At 60.3% G+C, this 15,799-nt stretch carries 20 protein-coding genes; 9 read left to right on the top strand and 11 right to left on the bottom strand.

From position 1 onward, the window contains the following. Positions 1–12: 12 nt before the first annotated feature. Positions 13–1,239: a winged helix-turn-helix domain-containing protein gene (locus AC0Z5Z_RS20350; protein WP_485611570.1), complete on the bottom strand. Its 1,227-nt coding sequence runs from the start codon at positions 1,237–1,239 to the stop codon at positions 13–15. 64 nt (positions 1,240–1,303) lie between these two features. After that, entirely contained in the window at positions 1,304–1,525 is a 222-nt protein-coding gene (locus AC0Z5Z_RS20345; RefSeq protein WP_016770864.1) for a DUF1127 domain-containing protein, read from the bottom strand. Between the two features lie 97 nt (positions 1,526–1,622). On the opposite strand from AC0Z5Z_RS20345, the gene AC0Z5Z_RS20340 reads away from it, so the two are divergent. After that, entirely contained in the window at positions 1,623–2,477 is an 855-nt protein-coding gene (locus AC0Z5Z_RS20340) for a LysR substrate-binding domain-containing protein (RefSeq protein WP_174823892.1), read from the top strand. On the opposite strand, the gene AC0Z5Z_RS20335 is transcribed toward AC0Z5Z_RS20340, so the two are convergent. Beyond that, on the bottom strand, positions 2,467–3,213 hold the full coding sequence (locus tag AC0Z5Z_RS20335; RefSeq protein WP_221264894.1) for a sulfite exporter TauE/SafE family protein: 747 nt from the start codon (positions 3,211–3,213) through the stop codon (positions 2,467–2,469). The genes AC0Z5Z_RS20340 and AC0Z5Z_RS20335 overlap by 11 nt on opposite strands. A 111-nt stretch (positions 3,214–3,324) precedes the next feature. Between AC0Z5Z_RS20335 and AC0Z5Z_RS20330 the strand changes: the two genes are divergently transcribed. From AC0Z5Z_RS20330 to AC0Z5Z_RS20315, 4 genes are all read left to right on the top strand, one after another. Further along, the gene (locus tag AC0Z5Z_RS20330) at positions 3,325–4,281 is read left to right on the top strand and encodes a LysR family transcriptional regulator (RefSeq protein ID WP_016770867.1); all 957 of its coding nucleotides are present in this window, start codon (positions 3,325–3,327) and stop codon (positions 4,279–4,281) included. 75 nt (positions 4,282–4,356) lie between these two features. Further along, positions 4,357–4,812 (top strand): MarR family winged helix-turn-helix transcriptional regulator, encoded by a 456-nt coding sequence (locus tag AC0Z5Z_RS20325; RefSeq protein WP_323620453.1) that lies wholly within the window; start codon positions 4,357–4,359, stop codon positions 4,810–4,812. A gap of 329 nt (positions 4,813–5,141) precedes the next feature. Further along, entirely contained in the window at positions 5,142–5,561 is a 420-nt protein-coding gene (locus AC0Z5Z_RS20320) for an organic hydroperoxide resistance protein (protein WP_007940002.1), read from the top strand. A 37-nt stretch (positions 5,562–5,598) separates the two neighbouring features. After that, entirely contained in the window at positions 5,599–6,609 is a 1,011-nt protein-coding gene (locus AC0Z5Z_RS20315; protein ID WP_041478416.1) for an alpha/beta hydrolase, read from the top strand. A 184-nt stretch (positions 6,610–6,793) separates the two neighbouring features. On the opposite strand, the gene AC0Z5Z_RS20310 is transcribed toward AC0Z5Z_RS20315, so the two are convergent. After that, complete coding sequence (locus AC0Z5Z_RS20310) at positions 6,794–7,363, bottom strand: elongation factor P (protein ID WP_003226785.1); 570 nt, start codon at positions 7,361–7,363, stop codon at positions 6,794–6,796. 48 nt (positions 7,364–7,411) lie between these two features. Next, entirely contained in the window at positions 7,412–8,554 is a 1,143-nt protein-coding gene (gene earP, locus AC0Z5Z_RS20305; RefSeq protein ID WP_485611569.1) for an elongation factor P maturation arginine rhamnosyltransferase EarP, read from the bottom strand. Positions 8,555–8,679: 125 nt separating this feature from the next. Between earP and AC0Z5Z_RS20300 the strand changes: the two genes are divergently transcribed. Beyond that, complete coding sequence (locus AC0Z5Z_RS20300; protein WP_150742516.1) at positions 8,680–9,093, top strand: hypothetical protein; 414 nt, start codon at positions 8,680–8,682, stop codon at positions 9,091–9,093. A gap of 2 nt (positions 9,094–9,095) precedes the next feature. Beyond that, positions 9,096–9,578 carry a GreA/GreB family elongation factor gene (locus tag AC0Z5Z_RS20295; RefSeq protein ID WP_485611568.1) on the top strand — a complete coding sequence of 161 codons (483 nt, stop codon included), beginning with the start codon at positions 9,096–9,098 and terminating at the stop codon, positions 9,576–9,578. A gap of 9 nt (positions 9,579–9,587) precedes the next feature. On the opposite strand, the gene cysB is transcribed toward AC0Z5Z_RS20295, so the two are convergent. The 5 genes from cysB to AC0Z5Z_RS20270 all read right to left on the bottom strand — a co-directional run bounded on the left by cysB (position 9,588) and on the right by AC0Z5Z_RS20270 (position 13,544). Beyond that, positions 9,588–10,562, bottom strand: coding sequence for an HTH-type transcriptional regulator CysB (gene cysB, locus AC0Z5Z_RS20290; protein WP_016770873.1), 975 nt, complete (start codon positions 10,560–10,562; stop codon positions 9,588–9,590). A gap of 113 nt (positions 10,563–10,675) precedes the next feature. After that, on the bottom strand, positions 10,676–11,179 hold the full coding sequence (locus AC0Z5Z_RS20285; protein WP_016770874.1) for a universal stress protein: 504 nt from the start codon (positions 11,177–11,179) through the stop codon (positions 10,676–10,678). 97 nt (positions 11,180–11,276) lie between these two features. Continuing rightward, positions 11,277–12,182, bottom strand: coding sequence for a 5'-nucleotidase (locus tag AC0Z5Z_RS20280; RefSeq protein ID WP_024013777.1), 906 nt, complete (start codon positions 12,180–12,182; stop codon positions 11,277–11,279). Between the two features lie 22 nt (positions 12,183–12,204). Then, the gene (locus tag AC0Z5Z_RS20275) at positions 12,205–13,161 is read right to left on the bottom strand and encodes a putative 2-dehydropantoate 2-reductase (RefSeq protein ID WP_485611567.1); all 957 of its coding nucleotides are present in this window, start codon (positions 13,159–13,161) and stop codon (positions 12,205–12,207) included. Next, positions 13,158–13,544 carry a thioredoxin family protein gene (locus tag AC0Z5Z_RS20270; protein WP_485611566.1) on the bottom strand — a complete coding sequence of 129 codons (387 nt, stop codon included), beginning with the start codon at positions 13,542–13,544 and terminating at the stop codon, positions 13,158–13,160. Before AC0Z5Z_RS20270 ends, AC0Z5Z_RS20275 begins: the two co-directional genes overlap by 4 nt. On the opposite strand from AC0Z5Z_RS20270, the gene AC0Z5Z_RS20265 reads away from it, so the two are divergent. Together AC0Z5Z_RS20265 and AC0Z5Z_RS20260 are read left to right on the top strand one after the other, a co-directional pair. Next, positions 13,543–13,986: a PilZ domain-containing protein gene (locus tag AC0Z5Z_RS20265; protein WP_041478403.1), complete on the top strand. Its 444-nt coding sequence runs from the start codon at positions 13,543–13,545 to the stop codon at positions 13,984–13,986. The two genes, AC0Z5Z_RS20270 and AC0Z5Z_RS20265, sit on opposite strands and share 2 nt — an antisense overlap. A gap of 129 nt (positions 13,987–14,115) precedes the next feature. Beyond that, on the top strand, positions 14,116–15,192 hold the full coding sequence (locus tag AC0Z5Z_RS20260) for a 3-deoxy-7-phosphoheptulonate synthase (RefSeq protein WP_016770878.1): 1,077 nt from the start codon (positions 14,116–14,118) through the stop codon (positions 15,190–15,192). Positions 15,193–15,252: 60 nt separating this feature from the next. On the opposite strand, the gene AC0Z5Z_RS20255 is transcribed toward AC0Z5Z_RS20260, so the two are convergent. Next, positions 15,253–15,534: a GNAT family N-acetyltransferase gene (locus tag AC0Z5Z_RS20255; RefSeq protein ID WP_016770879.1), complete on the bottom strand. Its 282-nt coding sequence runs from the start codon at positions 15,532–15,534 to the stop codon at positions 15,253–15,255. Positions 15,535–15,799 lie beyond the last annotated feature (265 nt).

Below are 15,799 nucleotides of genomic sequence, written 5' to 3'. Positions count from 1 at the left end.
CGAAGGGCCGGCTCAGGCAACCTCAATCCGCGCCAATGCCACCCGCAACCGCCCCGCACTCTCGCGCTGACAATTCAACTGCACCCGCGCCAAACCCAGCCAACCCGCCATCCGCCGCAAATTCAGCGCCAGCGCCAGCATGCCCTCCTCGTCCAGTCCCGATTCTTCCTCATGCACCGCATGCACCGCCAACTGCCCTGCCGCCCGTTCGGCGCGCAGATCAACCCGCGCGGCGATCCGCTCGTTGTGCAAAAACGGCAGTACGTAATAGCCATACACGCGCTTGGGCTGCGGTGTGTAGATTTCCAGGCGATAGCGGAAATCAAACAGGCGCTCGGTGCGGCTGCGTTCCCAGATCAGCGAATCGAACGGCGATAGCAGCGCACTGGCGATGACCTTGCGCGGCACTTTGGGCTCCGGCAGGCAATAGGCGATCTGCCGCCAGTCGGCGACTTCGCACATCTGCAATTGCCCCGCCTCAACCAGTTCAGCCAGACGCGGCCGCGCATCCGCAGGGCTCAGGCGAAAGTAATCACGCAGGTCTTTTTCCGTACCAACGCCCAACGCTTGCGCCGCATGCAACAGTAAACTGCGTTGCGCCTCGGCCTCGTCCGGCGTGGGCTGTTGCAGGATCGCAGAAGGAATCACCCGCTCGGGCAAATCGTACAAGCGCTCGAAACCGCGTCGCCCCGCCACTGTGACCTCACCGGCGGCGAACAACCATTCCAGCGCATGTTTCTCGGCACTCCAGTCCCACCATGGCCCGGCCTTGTCTTCGCGGGTCGACAGACTGCCGGCGCCAAGCGCGCCCCGCTCCTCAACCGCAGTCAGCACGCGGCGGATGGTTTCCTGTTGTTCGCGACCAAACCTCGCCAATTGCTGATAGATGTCTTCGCCACGCTTGGCCCGCTGCATGCGCCAGCGCAGCAACGGAAACATCGACAGCGGCAGCAACGACGCTTCATGGCCCCAGTATTCGAACAGCGTGCGCCGACGGCCCGAACTCCAGGCAGCCTGGTCGAGCAAGTCAGATGGATAGCAACCGAGACGGGAAAACAGCGGCAGGTAGTGCGAGCGCACCACGGCATTGACGGAATCGATTTGCAGCAGGCCCAGCCGTTCGATCAGCCGGTTCAGATGACTGGCATTGACGTTCGGCGGCTGGCGCCCGTTGAACCCTTGGGCAGCCAGCGCCAGACGTCGCGCCTGTTTGAGGGAAAAGGACACTGTCGCGGGCATTTATTCCTCCATGTCTGCTCGCAACCTACCTCACCTGAAAGGGGTTTGTGTAGCGATAGCCTCATCATTTATGCATCGGGTCGTCCCAGAACGGCCGCACGGTTTCATGCTCCACATCGGCGCGGCTGATGCCGATGTCCTTCAGCGCTTCGTCGCTGAGCCCGGCGAGCATTTCCCGTTCACGATGCAGCTCATACCAGCGGCTGAATTTGTGCAGCAGATCGGACACGATATGGCCGTGGCCGGACAGCTGTTCTTGGCTTGCATACTCTCTTTGACCTTTCATCGTCTTGCCTCCTTTTGTGGATGGCTCAAGTCTCGCGCCAGCGCTAAGATCAATCCAACGAATGTTTCTGATGGCATGCATCACGGAGATTCATCAATTGTCCGCCTACCCCAGTATCGATACCGATGTCCTGCGCACCTTTGTCGCGATTGCCGATCAGGGCGGTTTCACCCGTGCTGGCGAGATGGTCAACCGCACCCAGTCGGCGGTGAGCATGCAGATGAAACGCCTGGAAGAAGACGTGTTGCAGCGCCAGCTGTTCGAGCGTGATGGGCGCCAGGTGCGCTTGACGGCCGAAGGCCAGGTGCTGCTCGGTTATGCACGGCGCATCCTCAAACTGCACAGTGAGGTGTTCAACACCCTGCGCGAGCCGCACATGGTCGGCACCGTGCGCATCGGTACGCCGGATGATTACGTGATGCGTTTTCTGCCGGGGATCCTGTCGCGGTTTGCGCAGTTCTATCCGCTGATCCAGATCGAGGTGCATTGCGAATCGACCAAACAACTGTTGCAGCGCACTGATCTGGATTTGTCGATCGTCACCCGTGAGCCGGGCAACGAGATCGGCCAGTTGCTGCGCAAGGAGCGCTTTGTCTGGGCCGAGGCGCAGAACTTCAGCGCCCACGAACAGACGCCGCTGCCCCTGGCGATGTTCAACAGTGATTGTTTCTGCCGCCTGTGGGCGTGCAATGCGCTGGACGCGATGGGCCGCGATTACCGCATCGCCTACAACAGCAGCAGCCTGTCGGCGCTGATGGCCGTGGTCAGCGCAGGGCTGGCGATCACCGCGCAACTGGAAAGCCTGATCACCCCGGACATGCGCATCCTTGGCGCCGCCGAAGACCTGCCGCTGCTGCCCGAGGCGAGCATCATGCTGATCCGCAATCTTAACAACCCGTCGCCGATCACCGAGTGCCTGGCCGAGCACATTGTCGAGGGCTTCAAACTTTAAACGCGAGCATCACCGCACACAGCACGAGGAAGCCGCAAAACAGCCCACGCAGAATTTTTTCCGGCATGGCGTGGGCAACTTTCACGCCCCAACTGATGCTGAGCAGACCACCGACCGCCAGAGGCAGACCGATCATCCAGTCGACTTCATGGTGCACGGCGTAGGTCACCAGGGTTACACCAGTGCTCGGCAGGGCCAGCGCCAGCGACAAGCCCTGAGCGACCACTTGGCTGGTGCCGAACAGGCTGGTCAGCACCGGCGTCGCCACCACCGCGCCGCCGACGCCGAACAGACCGCCCATGGTCCCCGAGGCGGCGCCGAGCACGCCCAGCCAAGGCCACGAATAGCGCATCTCGGCAGTCGGCGCTGGGCGCGGGCCGAACATCTTCAACAGGTTGTAGGCCGACAGCGCCACCAGAAAGGCGACAAAGCCGATGCGCATGGTCTGCGCATCGATGCCCACCGCCCAGATCGAGCCGAGCCAGGCAAAGCAGAAACCCATCACCGCCAGCGGCAGCGCATGGCGCAATTCGATGCGATTGCGCTGGTGATAACGCCACAGCGCCAGCATCACGTTCGGTACCACCATCACCAGCGCCGTGCCTTGGGCGATCTGCTGATCAAGCCCAAACCACACGCCAAGCAACGGGATCGCAATCAAGCCACCGCCAATGCCAAAGATCCCGCCCAATGTGCCAAGGGCGGCGCCGAACAGCAGGTACAACAGAAAATCCATCACAACGGTAATCCTCTAACGACAGGCGGCCAATGCTACGCACTCGCGCCTAGCGGGGAAACGCATAGCAACGCACAATGGCTATGCCGATTTTGCACAAGCGTGGTTTCCATGAATCCCAACCAATTGACCGATCAGCTCGGCCTGTTTCTCGATGTGCTGGAAAGTGGCAGCTTTTCTGCCGCTTCGCGCCGCCATCCGCTGACCCCATCCGCCGTGGCGCGGCGCATCGACAGCCTGGAAAGTGCCGTCGGCAGTCAGCTGTTCGTGCGCAGCACCCACGCCGTGCTGCCGACTTCGGCCGGTCTGGCCTTCGCCGAACGGGCGCGACGGATCATCGCCGAGTTGCAACTGGCACGTGCCGAAGCGGTGTCGTTGAGCAGCGCACCGGAAGGCCTGATCCGCATCGATGCGCCAGCAGCTTTCGGGCGGCGACATCTGGCGCCGGTAATTGCCGATTTTCTCCTGCTGTATCCGGGACTCGATGTGCAGATGCACCTGATCGACAGCTTCAGCGACATGGCCGGCAGCAGCCTGGGCAAGGTCGATCTGGTGCTGCGTACCGGCCAGTTGGCTGACTCGCGCCTGGTCGCCACGCCATTGGCGAGCATGGTCCGCGTCGCCTGTGCCAGCCCTGACTATCTCAAGCAGCGTGGTGTGCCCGAGCATCCGGCGCAGTTGAGTGAACACGACGGGCTCGACTGGGAAGGCCTTGCGCCGCCGTTTGCCTGGAAATTCGAAGTGGACGGGCAAATGCAATTGCACCGGCCATCGCGCGTACGTCTGAGCGCCAACAATGCCGAAGCTCTGGCGTGTGGCGCGGCGGCGGGTCTGGGCGTCGCACACTTGCCGACCTGGCTGGCCAGCGAATACCTGCTGCGTGGCGAACTGGTGCCACTGTTCTGCGAAAATGGCCTGCCTCCGCCGGAGTCCACCGGCATTTACGCGCTGCGCATGGAACAGCAGGTCCATTCGCGCAGTCGGTTATTGCTGGAATATCTGAAAACCCGCTTCAGTCCGGTGCCGCCGTGGGATCTGGCGTTGCAACGGCAATTCGCCCGGCACTGAGGCCGGACATATTTATCTGGCGCCTTAAAGATTCGAGCGCTAGATTAAAAAACGATCAACGATCAAGGCTTTGACATGACTTCCGAACGCGACAACTGCGACGACCTTCTGCTCGACAATCAGGCGTGCTTCGCCCTGCACTCGACCTCGCTGATGATGACCAAGGTCTACAAGCCGCTGTTGCAGGCGCTGGGCCTGACCTATCCGCAATATCTGGCGATGATGGTGCTGTGGGAGAAGGACGGTCTGACTGTCGGAGAAATCAGCGCACGCCTGCTGACCGATCCGGGATCGCTGACGCCATTGCTCAAACGCCTGGAAGCCGAAGGCCTGCTCAGCCGCACCCGCAGTCGCGAAGATGAGCGGGTGGTGATTGTCGAACTGACCGCAGCGGGCCGAGCCTTGCGCGACAAGGCGCAGACCGTGCCACAGTGCATTCTCGGCGCCAGTGGCTTCACCCTTGAACGTCTGCAGAAATTGCAGGGCGAGCTGCAAGCGCTGCGCGGACATCTGCAAGACAGCCTGAATTAAGCCCCGCTACATCCCCCTGTGGGAGCGAGCCTGCTCGCGAAGGCAATTGATCAGTCAAAACGTGTCTCGGCTGACACGACGCCTTCGCGAGCAGGCTCGCTCCCACACTGATTTCAGCGCCAACAAAAATATTTGTCCCGCCTGAATTCCCTCGTCAAGCGCTCTAAATCAGGCCTTACCCGCCCCTTCCACGCTATGCCCTTGAGCAAAACGCGATTTTTATTAAAAATTTATCTTGCGCACTAAACATTAGCGCTATACATTCTCTTCACACCTACTTAGCGCGCAAACAATTAGCGCACAAAACCACAACCCATGAGGCTCACACCATGCAAACTCTCTACACCGCAATCGCAACTTCCACTGGCGGCCGTGACGGTCGTGCGATCTCCAGCGACAACGTACTGGACGTCAAACTGGCCACCCCGAAAGAACTCGGCGGTGCTGGCGGCGCGGCGACCAACCCTGAGCAACTGTTCGCTGCCGGTTACTCGGCCTGCTTCATCGGCGCGCTGAAGTTCGTCGCCAGCCAGACCAAGCGCAAGATTCCTGACGACGCGTCGATTACCGCGCACGTCGGCATCGGCCAGATCCCTGGCGGTTTCGGTCTGGACATCGATTTGCACATCAGTCTGCCAGGCCTGGAACAAGCCGATGCGCAGTCGCTGGTCGACGCCGCTCACCAGGTCTGCCCGTACTCCAACGCCACCCGTGGCAACGTCGATGTCCGTCTGCACGTGACTGTGTAATCACTCAAGCCCCCGGCCCGAACAAGGAAAAATGAACATGAACACTTTCAGCAAAGTCTTGACCGGTACCCTTCTCGCCCTGTCGGTACACAGCGCTTTCGCCGGTGATGTCGAACACAACACCCAGGCATTTCTCGATGCGCTGAACTCAGGCAGCGGCAAGCCGATCGAGCAGCTGTCGCCCAAGGATGCCCGCGCCGTGCTGGTCGGCGCGCAGTCCGGGGTCAAGTTGACGTTGCCCAAAGCCGATGTCAGCGAGAAAACGGTGCAGGTCGATGGTCAACCGCTGAGCCTGACCATCGTCCGGCCGGCCGGGGTCAAGGGTGAGCTGCCGGTGTTCATGTTCTTCCACGGCGGCGGCTGGGTGCTGGGGGACTTCCCGACTCACGAACGTCTGGTGCGCGATCTGGTGGTCGGTTCGGGGGCGGCGGCGGTTTTCGTCAACTACACCCCTTCGCCGGAAGCGCATTACCCGGTGGCGATCAACCAGGCCTACGCTGCGACCAAATGGGTGGCGGAACACGGCAAAGAGATCAACGTCGATGGCAAGCGCCTGGCCGTGGCCGGCAACAGCGTCGGCGGCAACATGGCCGCAGTGGTTGCACTGATGGCCAAGGACAAGGGCACCCCGGCGATCAAATTCCAGGTACTGCTGTGGCCGGTGACCGATGCCAACTTCGACACCGGTTCGTACAACCAGTACGCCGAAGGACACTTCCTCACCCGCAACATGATGAAGTGGTTCTGGGACAACTACACCACCGACGCCAAACAGCGCAACGAGATCTACGCTTCACCGCTGCGCGCTACTACCGCACAGCTCAAAGGCCTGCCACCTGCACTGGTGCAGACTGCCAGCGCCGACGTGCTGCGTGACGAAGGCGAAGCCTATGCGCGCAAACTCGATGAGGCCGGAGTACCGGTAACGTCGGTGCGGTTCAACGGCATGATCCACGATTACGGTTTGCTCAACGTGGTCAGCCAAGTGCCTGCGGTGCGTTCGGCGATGTTGCAGGCGTCTGAAGAACTGAAGCAACACTTGAAGTAACCACAGTCCCATTGTGGGAGCGAGCCTGCTCGCGAAAGCGTCCCGTCAGACAGCGCTTCATTGAATGACACACCGCATTCGCGAGCAGGCTCGCTCCCACATGGGACAGGTGTGAAACTCAAAGCGCAGGCACAAAAAAACCCGACTCAATGGTCGGGTTTTTTCTTTCCGCAAAAAGCAGTGCTTATTTCGCACGGCCTTTGTAGGAACCGCCTTCGCGGGTATCGATCTCGATCATGTCGCCGATTTCGATGAAGTCGGCAACCGACAGCTCGGTACCGTTCTTCAGTTTGGCAGGCTTCATCACCTTGCCGGAAGTGTCACCGCGAGCGGAGCCTTCGGTGTAGTCAACCTGACGCACGATGGTGGTCGGCAGCTCTACGGAAACCAGACGCTCTTCGAAGAACACGGCTTCGCAAACGTCGGTCATGCCTTCTTCAACGAAAGGCAGAACGCTTTCGATGTCTTCGGCGTTCAGCTCGTACATGGTGTAGTCAGTGGTGTCCATGAACGTGTAAGTGTCACCGCTGATGAACGACAGGGTGGCTTCTTTACGATCCAGGATCACGTCGTCCAGTTTGTCGTCCGCACCGTAAACGGTTTCGGTCTTGTAACCGGTCAGCAGGTTCTTCAGCTTGGTCTTCATGATCGCGCTGTTACGGCCCGACTTGGTGAATTCAGCTTTCTGAACCAGCCAAGGATCGTTGTCGATACGGATCACTGTACCGGGTTTGAGTTCTTTACCAGTTTTCATTGCGAATATCCGAATTTGGATGGGATTTACAAAAATCTAGGCCGCGTATCATATCCAATTTACATAAAACTGTACCAGCGCCGTGGCAAGATCCGCCTGCAAGGCCTGTTCCAGACACCATGCCTCGGCATTTTCCTCGAGTTCCGGCCAATGATTTCGCACCGCCAGCCAGTGCTCGCCGATCGGTTGCCCGGCGCTCCACGCTCGCCACAGACCGTTCATCGCCTGCGCCGCAGCGGGCGAAAGGCCGTGAGTGTAGAGCGCGAGGAAAGCGTCGAGCTTGTCCAGATGGATGTCATCGTCCTGCTGATAGATGTGCCAGAGCATCGGCCGCCCCGCCCATTGCGCGCGCACGAATGAGTCTTCACCGCGCACCGCGTTGAAATCGCAACACCAGAGCAGGTGGTCGTATTGATCCTGACGGACGAACGGCAGCACTTGCACGGTCAGGGACTCGCGCACATGAATCGCACCGACCATCAAGGTTTCCACGCCCAGCCAGCGCGCCACATCGCCGAGAATCCGCCCTTCCGGCACCAGCAGGTGAGTCGGCCGCGCATCGGCCGCCAGCACGTCCAGCCAACTGGCCAGCCCGGCATTTTCATAAGCAAACAGCGAGATCAATTGCGCATCGGGCGCGGGATCAGTACCCAGACCTTGCAGGAAATGTCGCTGAGCCGGTCGATCCTGCTGAAACTGCCGACGCTGTTCGAGCAGTCCGCATTCGCGCAGCAGGCCACCGGTGCCCGGCTTGAAGCCCGGAAAGAAGAAGAACTTCTGCACCGATTTGTATTTCACCGACGGCAAGCCATGGCAGCCGGTGACCCAGTCTTCGGCGCTGAGATAATCGAGGTTGAGCCACAGCGGCCGCGTTTCCCGCGCAGCCATGCTGTCCATGTAATCAGTGGGCAACTGACAGGCGAAGGCGGCGATGACTACGTCGGCCGCCTCGGCGTGCGGCCATTCGCTCGGCCACTGACGCACCTCGACGCCCTGCTGCCATTGCTGCACAACATCGACATCGATCTCAGGACAGAGGCGCTCGAACGCGCGTAGATCATCCACCCACAGGCGCACCGGCAAGGCATGTTCGGCCACCAGTTGCCGGGCCAGGCGCCAGGTCACGCCGATGTCACCGAAGTTATCGACCACGGTGCAGAAAATGTCCCAGCGGGGTTTCGCTTCAGGCATGCCGTTCTCCCGTTGGCAAAAGACCTCGATTGTCCGCATAAATGCGCTCGCGCAGAAGAGCCGACGGCGATTAATCTTCGTGCGACAATCGCCGCTTGCCCGCAACCATCCGCCAGGAGGCCGCCATGCCCTACCGTCCCAATCCGCGTCGTCCCTTGCCTGTTCAGCTTAGCGCGCTGCATCTGACCGGCAGCATTGCGCTGGGCCTGTGGCTGGGGTTCCTGGCGATTGCGCTGACCTGCTGGCTGCTATCGCGCTTCATCTTTGCCGAGCAATTGGCCCCGGTGGCTCAAGCGGTGCAGCAATTGGCCAATCCGCCAGTTGCAGTCGAGCCACAGCCGGACGTCGCACCGCCGCCAACGCCGCTGTTCCAACAGTACGAAGAAAACCTGCGCAAGAATGAACAGCAGGCCCGACTGGATCAGGCGCGCGCCAATTCGCGCAATGCGTCGAACCCGAAATGCCAGTTCTGGCTGCAGCAGGACCAGACCGCGCCGACGGAAAAGAGCCGCGCCAACGTTTTGCAATTCTGCGATTGATCATGAACAAACACAGCGTCCACCAGTTGATTCTCGACAAGCTGCGCATCGACCTCGACATCGCCGAACGCGCCGCGCAAACCGCCTACGAAACCGCGACCCACGAAGAAAACATCGCCGAAAATAAATACGACACGCTGGGGCTGGAGGCGTCGTATCTGGCGGCGGGTCAGGCGAAGCGGGTTGAGGAGATTCGTCAGTCACTGGCGCTGTGCCAGAACCTGACGTTGCGTGCCTACGACGAAAATCGCGGCATCGAAGTCGGCGCCCTGCTCGGTCTGGAGGACCAAAAGGGTCGCGAGCAATGGCTGTTTCTGGCGCCGGATGCGGCGGGGCTGAAAGTCGACGTGGTGGGTCAGCCGATCACCGTCATCACCCCACGCTCGCCGCTGGGCAAAAGTCTGCTGGGCAAGTTCGCGGGCGATGAGGTGGAGATTCTGGTGGCGGGCACCCGGCAACAATTTGCTGTCACCGAGGTGCTCTGAAGCGGGTGCTTAGTGAACGGGCAGTTCGACGCCGTCGAACAGTTCTTCCAGCTCTTGCTTGTTGTGGCACTGAATGGCCTTGGCCATGACTTCGCGGGTCAGGTGCGGAGCGAATTTCTCGATGAAGTCGCACATGAAGCCACGCAGGAAAGTGCCACGACGGAAACCGATCTTGGTGATGCTCGACTCGAACAGCTCGCTGGCATCCAGCACCACCAGGTCATTATCGAGTTTGGTATCGACGGCCATTTTAGCCACGATGCCCACGCCCAGCCCCAGACGCACGTAGGTTTTGATCACGTCGGCGTCAGCAGCGGTGAACACCACTTTAGGCGTCAGGCCACGATGGCTGAAGGCTTCGTCGAGCTTGGAACGGCCGGTGAAACCGAACACGTAAGTAACAATCGGATATTCGGCCAGCGCTTCGAGGGTCAGCTTCGGCAGCTTGGTCAGCGGGTGGCCGTGGGGTACGACCACGCAGCGGTTCCAGCGATAGCACGGCATCATCACCAGATCACCGAATAGCTCCAGCGCTTCAGTGGCAATGGCGAAATCGACGGTGCCGTCAGCGGCCATTTCGGCGATCTGCATCGGCGAGCCCTGATGCATGTGCAGGGCCACGTCCGGGTATTGCTTGATGAAATTGCTGATCACCGGCGGCAGCGCATAACGCGCCTGGGTGTGGGTGGTGGCGATCGACAGGGTGCCCTTTTTCTCGTTGGAGAATTCCTGGGCAATCTGCTTGATGCTTTCGACTTTGCGCAGAATCTCGCCGGCGGTGGTGATGATGCGCTCGCCGGCCGGGGTGACGCGGGTCAGGTGCTTGCCGCTGCGGGCAAAGACTTCGACGCCCAGCTCGTCTTCCAGCAGGCGGATCTGCTTACTGATACCCGGTTGCGAGGTGTACAGGCTTTGAGCGGTAGCGGAAACGTTGAGGTCGTGGTGCGCCACTTCCCAGATGTAGCGCAGTTGTTGAAGCTTCATATCAATCCCTCAAAGCAGGTAGACGCCACGGGCATCAGCGACGGTATATAACTATATTAATGGTTCGAAGAATAAATCTAGAACTTTTTTATCAAAACGCCATTATTCCTGCTTCAGCGATCCTCACGCCGCCGGCGTTCCATCAGCGGCACCAGATAGACCGGCACCTTGGCCAATTGCAGGACCCGCGCCGCCGTGCGCCCCAACGGTGTTTCCGCACCGACACCATGGCTGTGACTGCCGACGATCAGCAGATCGACCGAGAGCTTGTGCACCTGGTCGAGAATCACCTGCGACGGGTCGCCCTGCAGCACGCGCACCGCGCGAATGCGTTGCAGATCCTGTTCGCCGTCGTCCCCCAGTTCTTCACGAAAGCTGTCGAGCACCCGTTGTTCGATATTGGCGATGACTGTTTTCAGACCCTGACTATGGAATTCGTTCAATGCCTGTTCGTCGAGATAGCTTTGCAGCACTGACTCGGCAAACAGGCCCATGGGTTCCACCGCGTGCACTACATACAGATCGGCATTGAAGGTGCGCGCCAAGGCCAGGGCATGCTGCATCACGAACGGTGCGTACAGACCGAGGTCGGTGGCATACAGCATTGAGCGAATCATGGGACCTCCTCGCGAGCCAACGATGGCGGAGATTGATTCAGCTTAGCAGTGCCTTGGCGAGTACGACGTGCGACGCAACGTCCTGAATGAAAAGGCTCTAGATCGGCGGTTCGTTGCTGATGCCATGGGGAACGTGGCCGGTGGCGACCACTTCGCGAGCCAGCTCGCAATGACCGGTCTGGTCATCGAAGAACACGTCAGCGGCGAAGGCTTCGAGGAACGCCGATTTGGTCAGGCCACCGAGAAACAGCGACTCATCGAGACGGATATCCCATTCCCGCAAGGTGCGAATCACCCGCTCATGGGCCGGCGCCGAACGCGCGGTCACCAGCGCCGTGCGGATCGGGCAATCGTCATCGGGAAACTCGCGCTGCAACAGATTGAGCGCTGCCAGAAAGCCCTTGAACGGCCCACCGCGCAATGGCTCGCGTGCCGATTCGCGTTCCTTGGCCTGAAACGCTTCCAGCCCTCCGGACTGATAGACGCGCTCGGACTCGTCGGAGAAAATCACCGCGTCACCGTCGAAGGCAATACGTAATTCATCACTGGCCGCACGGCTCGCGCCACCGGACAGAATCGTGGCGGCGGCGAACCCGGCGTCCAGCGCCGCACGCACGTCTTCGGCGTGAGTCGAGAGAAACAGGTCGCAGCCAAACGCTTTCAGATAAGGGTACGGACTGCGCCCACCGACGAACGCCGCACGAGAAATCGCCAGGCCGTAATGATGAATCGAATTGAACACGCGCAGCCCGGTGTCGGCGCTGTTACGGGAAACCAGAATCACCTCGACCCGCGCGCGACCGAGGCGGCTGTTCAGGCTCAGGAGTTTTTCCACCAGCGGGAACGCATCGCCCGGCGCGAGGATTTCGTCCTCGTGCTCGATCTGATATTGCCGATAGGCTTCGACGCCGCTCGACAGGTAGACCTTGTGGCTTTCGCTCAGGTCGAACAAGGCGCGCGAGGAAATCGCCAGCACCAGTTTGTCATCGATGTTATTGGCCATGCCTTCCCCCAGAACAACCGACTCAGGTATTGCGTCGGTCGATAAAACCCAAATGGCGATACAGCGCCTCGATGCGCGGCAACTCGCAGCCCGCCGCGTTCGCCGCCGCCAGTGGCCGGGCGTAAATCGCCTCCAGCTCCAGCGGGCGTTTGTGTGCAAAGTCGTGGTACATGCTCGGCCAGTAATCGGGCATTTTCTCGGTCATGGTGAACAGGTACGCGGCGTAACCGGGCGGGATCTCGTATCCACAGGCCTTGGCGCCCAGCACCACTTCCGCCATCAGTGCCTGAATCGACACGCGGCTGTCAGCATCAGCCATCAGCGCTTCGGTTCCCGCGCCGAGCAACACCGAAAGGCCGTTATAGGGAATATTCCACACCAGTTTCTGCCAGCGCGCCTGATGCAGGTTGGCCATCGCCTGCGAGTCGATGCCGGCGGCACGGAACAGTCCGGCGCCCTCTTCGACGATCGCCATGCGCGCTACTTCATCAATGGCCGAGCCGCTGTGATAACCGACATTCACCGCGCCAAGGGCCTGATGGGTAATCTGCCCCGGACCCTCGCGGTGCACGCAGATCAGGCACAGACCACCGAGCAGATGCAGTGAATCCGGCAACAGCGGCCGCAGGCTGTCTTCGACATCCAGACCGTTCTGCAGCAACAGCACCTTGGCGTCAGGCTTGGCGGCCTGAATGATCGCCGGGGCCAGACCGGCGTTGCTGGTGGTCTTGGTGCCGACCAGCAGCCAGTCACAGGGCGGCATGTCTTCGGCAGCGGAATAGGCATTGGCCGGATGCAGCGTCAACGGCCCGTGCACCGCACTGTTGATCTGCAAACCGCGCTCAGCCACCGCCGAGAATTCGCTGCGCAACAAAAAGTGCACGTCGAAACCGGCACGCGCCAGCATCACCCCGTAGAACCCGCCGATTGCACCGGTGCCGATAATCCCCACCACCGGCTTGCTGACTGTCTCGCTCATGGCAACTCCTCTGCAATTCGACTCAGCGATTGCGCCACCGCCTGGTTGAGTTGATCAACCGTCAGACGTGTGTGCACTGCGCCAAAGAACTCGCCGTCGCGCACCACAAACAGCGCCGGCAAATGAAACACCTGATAACGCTCGACCAGCCCGCCATTGTCGCCGGCGTCAATCCAGCACAGCCGATCGATAGCCAGCTGCATGCCCGGCAACACCTCGCGGGCATAACGACAACTGGCGCAGCCGACGCTGGTGAAGATCACCAGAGAAACCCCGCGCATCGCCAGCAGCCGCTGGTCGGCGTCGAAGTCAGTCAGCTCGGATTCGACCACTATACTGGGGGAAACAATGTCAGATGACCGACACAGGGAGTCTGTGCTCATGGGACGTTTCATTCCTCATCCGGACGAAGTGCCGGTTGAATTGACGTTACTCAAGCCTGAATGCATTTCCAGACAACAGCTGCACACTATCAGCCTCGGCGGCATCGCTTGCAATTACCACCGCGCCTGGCGCCACGGCACTGCACTGCAAGTACGCATGCCGACGCTGAATGCCGACTTCTGTTGCCCGGGCTACGTGGCCTGGTGTCTGCGACGTAAAAAAGGCTATCTGGTGGGCATTGCCTTCACTGACGAACAGACCCTGTTCAGCGCGCGAATGGGTGAGCAGGTGTGTCAGATCGAACGCTATTCGCGCATGCAGGACAGCCACGACGACCTGCAGGATATTCAGGCGCTGGCCCTGCAATGGGTCGAGGAGCATGCCGAAGAGTTCTCCCACGACAACTTGCGCAAGGCTTTCGCGCAGCCAGCGCTGGACTAAAGCACAGTTTGCCCATTGTCGAGCCGCCTCTGACGCGCTAAGGTTCGGCTCCCCCGACGCGCTAAATCTGCTGTGCTCCGCCGCGCGGGGATCGCTGGCGGCCGGCACCCGTGACCTGACGAGTAAACGATGGCTGATTTACCGATCAACGACCTAAACGTCGCCTCTAACGAGACCCTGATCACTCCCGATCAGCTCAAGCGTGATATCCCCCTGAGCGACGCCGCCCTGCGCACCGTCACCAAGGGCCGCGAAGTCATTCGCAACATTCTCGATGGCACCGACCACCGTCTGTTCGTCGTGATCGGCCCGTGCTCGATTCACGACATCAAGGCTGCCCACGAATACGCCGATCGCCTCAAGGTGCTGGCCGAGGAAGTCTCCGACACCCTGTATCTGGTCATGCGTGTGTATTTCGAGAAGCCGCGTACCACCGTCGGCTGGAAAGGTCTGATCAACGATCCGTATCTGGACGACTCGTTCAAGATCCAGGACGGTCTGCACATCGGTCGTCAGTTACTGCTCGACCTGGCCGAGAAAGGCCTGCCGACCGCGACCGAAGCCCTCGACCCGATCTCCCCGCAGTATCTGCAGGATCTGATCAGCTGGTCGGCCATCGGCGCGCGTACCACCGAATCGCAGACTCACCGCGAAATGGCTTCCGGCCTGTCCTCGGCTGTCGGCTTCAAGAACGGCACCGATGGCGGCCTGACCGTGGCGATCAACGCCTTGCAGTCGGTGTCCAGCCCGCACCGTTTCCTCGGCATCAACCAGGAAGGTGGCGTGTCGATCGTCACCACCAAAGGCAACGCCTACGGTCACGTGGTGCTGCGCGGCGGTAATGGCAAGCCGAACTATGATTCGGTCAGCGTAGCCCTGTGCGAGCAGGCGCTGAACAAGGCGAAGATCAAGCCGAACATCATGGTCGATTGCAGCCACGCCAACTCCAACAAGGACCCGGCGCTGCAACCGCTGGTAATGGAAAACGTCGCCAACCAGATTCTTGAAGGCAACCAGTCGATCATCGGCCTGATGGTTGAAAGCCACCTGAACTGGGGCTGCCAGGCGATTCCAAAGGATCTCGCCGACCTGCAATACGGCGTGTCGATCACCGATGCCTGCATCGATTGGTCCGCCACCGAAAACACCTTGCGCAGCATGCACGCCAAGCTCAAGGACGTATTGCCGAAGCGTCAGCGCACGTAAGCTGCGTTTTGCGGGCATAAAAAAACGCCGGGCATTGCCCGGCGTTTTTGTGTGTGCGGTTCAGATCTTCGCGGCGCGACGCTGATGGCGTTCCATATAGCGCTCGACGTAGGAGCATGACGGGATCACCGTGTAGCCCATTTCTTCGGCGTATTGCAGCGCGCGTTCAGTCAGCGCTGCGGCAATGCCACGGCCGCGCAGGGCGTTGGGCACGAAGGTACGATAGATATCCAGGGTCTGCTTGCCCAGATCCATGTAGGTCAGGTAAGCACGATGACCGTCCACAGTGGTCTCGAATTGATGACCAGCCTGGTCATGGTGGATGGACAACGCCTCGCTCATCACTACTCCTCGCGGGTCTTGAATTGTGACCCCTACCTTACCGATGTTTTTCCGGCGAAGGAACATCTACGCCACCCCGTGCCTGATGGACACTGAGAAGAGCCACACCGATCTCGCGCAATCTGACACCTGCTGAATAGTAGGCACCATTGGCGAAAATGCTCAAGGTACGCTCGTCATCGGATGGTTTGCGTGCATTGGCATCGATGGTCGCAGGTTCGGCCGCAAGACAATCTTTGCGTGCCGTTTGCCTGAACATTGCCGG

The organism is Pseudomonas sp. 1L-E-NC-VB-C3 (genome assembly GCF_057291535.1).
Note: the sequence above shows the minus strand (reverse complement) of the source record. Positions and strands in the feature narration are given on the sequence as shown.

Bases quoted from the DNA above. Each gene is read 5' to 3' on its own strand.
- AC0Z5Z_RS20260 (WP_016770878.1), top strand. From the start codon at position 14,116: ATGGCTGATTTACCGATCAACGACCTAAACGTCGCCTCTAACGAGACC.
- AC0Z5Z_RS20285 (WP_016770874.1), bottom strand. From the start codon at position 11,179: ATGATTCGCTCAATGCTGTATGCCACCGACCTCGGTCTGTACGCACCG.
- AC0Z5Z_RS20295 (WP_485611568.1), top strand. From the start codon at position 9,096: ATGAACAAACACAGCGTCCACCAGTTGATTCTCGACAAGCTGCGCATC.
- AC0Z5Z_RS20350 (WP_485611570.1), bottom strand. From the start codon at position 1,239: ATGCCCGCGACAGTGTCCTTTTCCCTCAAACAGGCGCGACGTCTGGCG.
- cysB (WP_016770873.1), bottom strand. From the start codon at position 10,562: ATGAAGCTTCAACAACTGCGCTACATCTGGGAAGTGGCGCACCACGAC.
- AC0Z5Z_RS20310 (WP_003226785.1), bottom strand. From the start codon at position 7,363: ATGAAAACTGGTAAAGAACTCAAACCCGGTACAGTGATCCGTATCGAC.
- AC0Z5Z_RS20255 (WP_016770879.1), bottom strand. From the start codon at position 15,534: ATGAGCGAGGCGTTGTCCATCCACCATGACCAGGCTGGTCATCAATTC.
- AC0Z5Z_RS20275 (WP_485611567.1), bottom strand. From the start codon at position 13,161: ATGAGCGAGACAGTCAGCAAGCCGGTGGTGGGGATTATCGGCACCGGT.
- AC0Z5Z_RS20345 (WP_016770864.1), bottom strand. From the start codon at position 1,525: ATGAAAGGTCAAAGAGAGTATGCAAGCCAAGAACAGCTGTCCGGCCAC.
- AC0Z5Z_RS20265 (WP_041478403.1), top strand. From the start codon at position 13,543: ATGGGACGTTTCATTCCTCATCCGGACGAAGTGCCGGTTGAATTGACG.
- earP (WP_485611569.1), bottom strand. From the start codon at position 8,554: ATGCCTGAAGCGAAACCCCGCTGGGACATTTTCTGCACCGTGGTCGAT.
- AC0Z5Z_RS20300 (WP_150742516.1), top strand. From the start codon at position 8,680: ATGCCCTACCGTCCCAATCCGCGTCGTCCCTTGCCTGTTCAGCTTAGC.
- AC0Z5Z_RS20280 (WP_024013777.1), bottom strand. From the start codon at position 12,182: ATGGCCAATAACATCGATGACAAACTGGTGCTGGCGATTTCCTCGCGC.
- AC0Z5Z_RS20325 (WP_323620453.1), top strand. From the start codon at position 4,357: ATGACTTCCGAACGCGACAACTGCGACGACCTTCTGCTCGACAATCAG.
- AC0Z5Z_RS20330 (WP_016770867.1), top strand. From the start codon at position 3,325: ATGAATCCCAACCAATTGACCGATCAGCTCGGCCTGTTTCTCGATGTG.
- AC0Z5Z_RS20335 (WP_221264894.1), bottom strand. From the start codon at position 3,213: ATGGATTTTCTGTTGTACCTGCTGTTCGGCGCCGCCCTTGGCACATTG.
- AC0Z5Z_RS20315 (WP_041478416.1), top strand. From the start codon at position 5,599: ATGAACACTTTCAGCAAAGTCTTGACCGGTACCCTTCTCGCCCTGTCG.
- AC0Z5Z_RS20270 (WP_485611566.1), bottom strand. From the start codon at position 13,544: ATGAGCACAGACTCCCTGTGTCGGTCATCTGACATTGTTTCCCCCAGT.
- AC0Z5Z_RS20320 (WP_007940002.1), top strand. From the start codon at position 5,142: ATGCAAACTCTCTACACCGCAATCGCAACTTCCACTGGCGGCCGTGAC.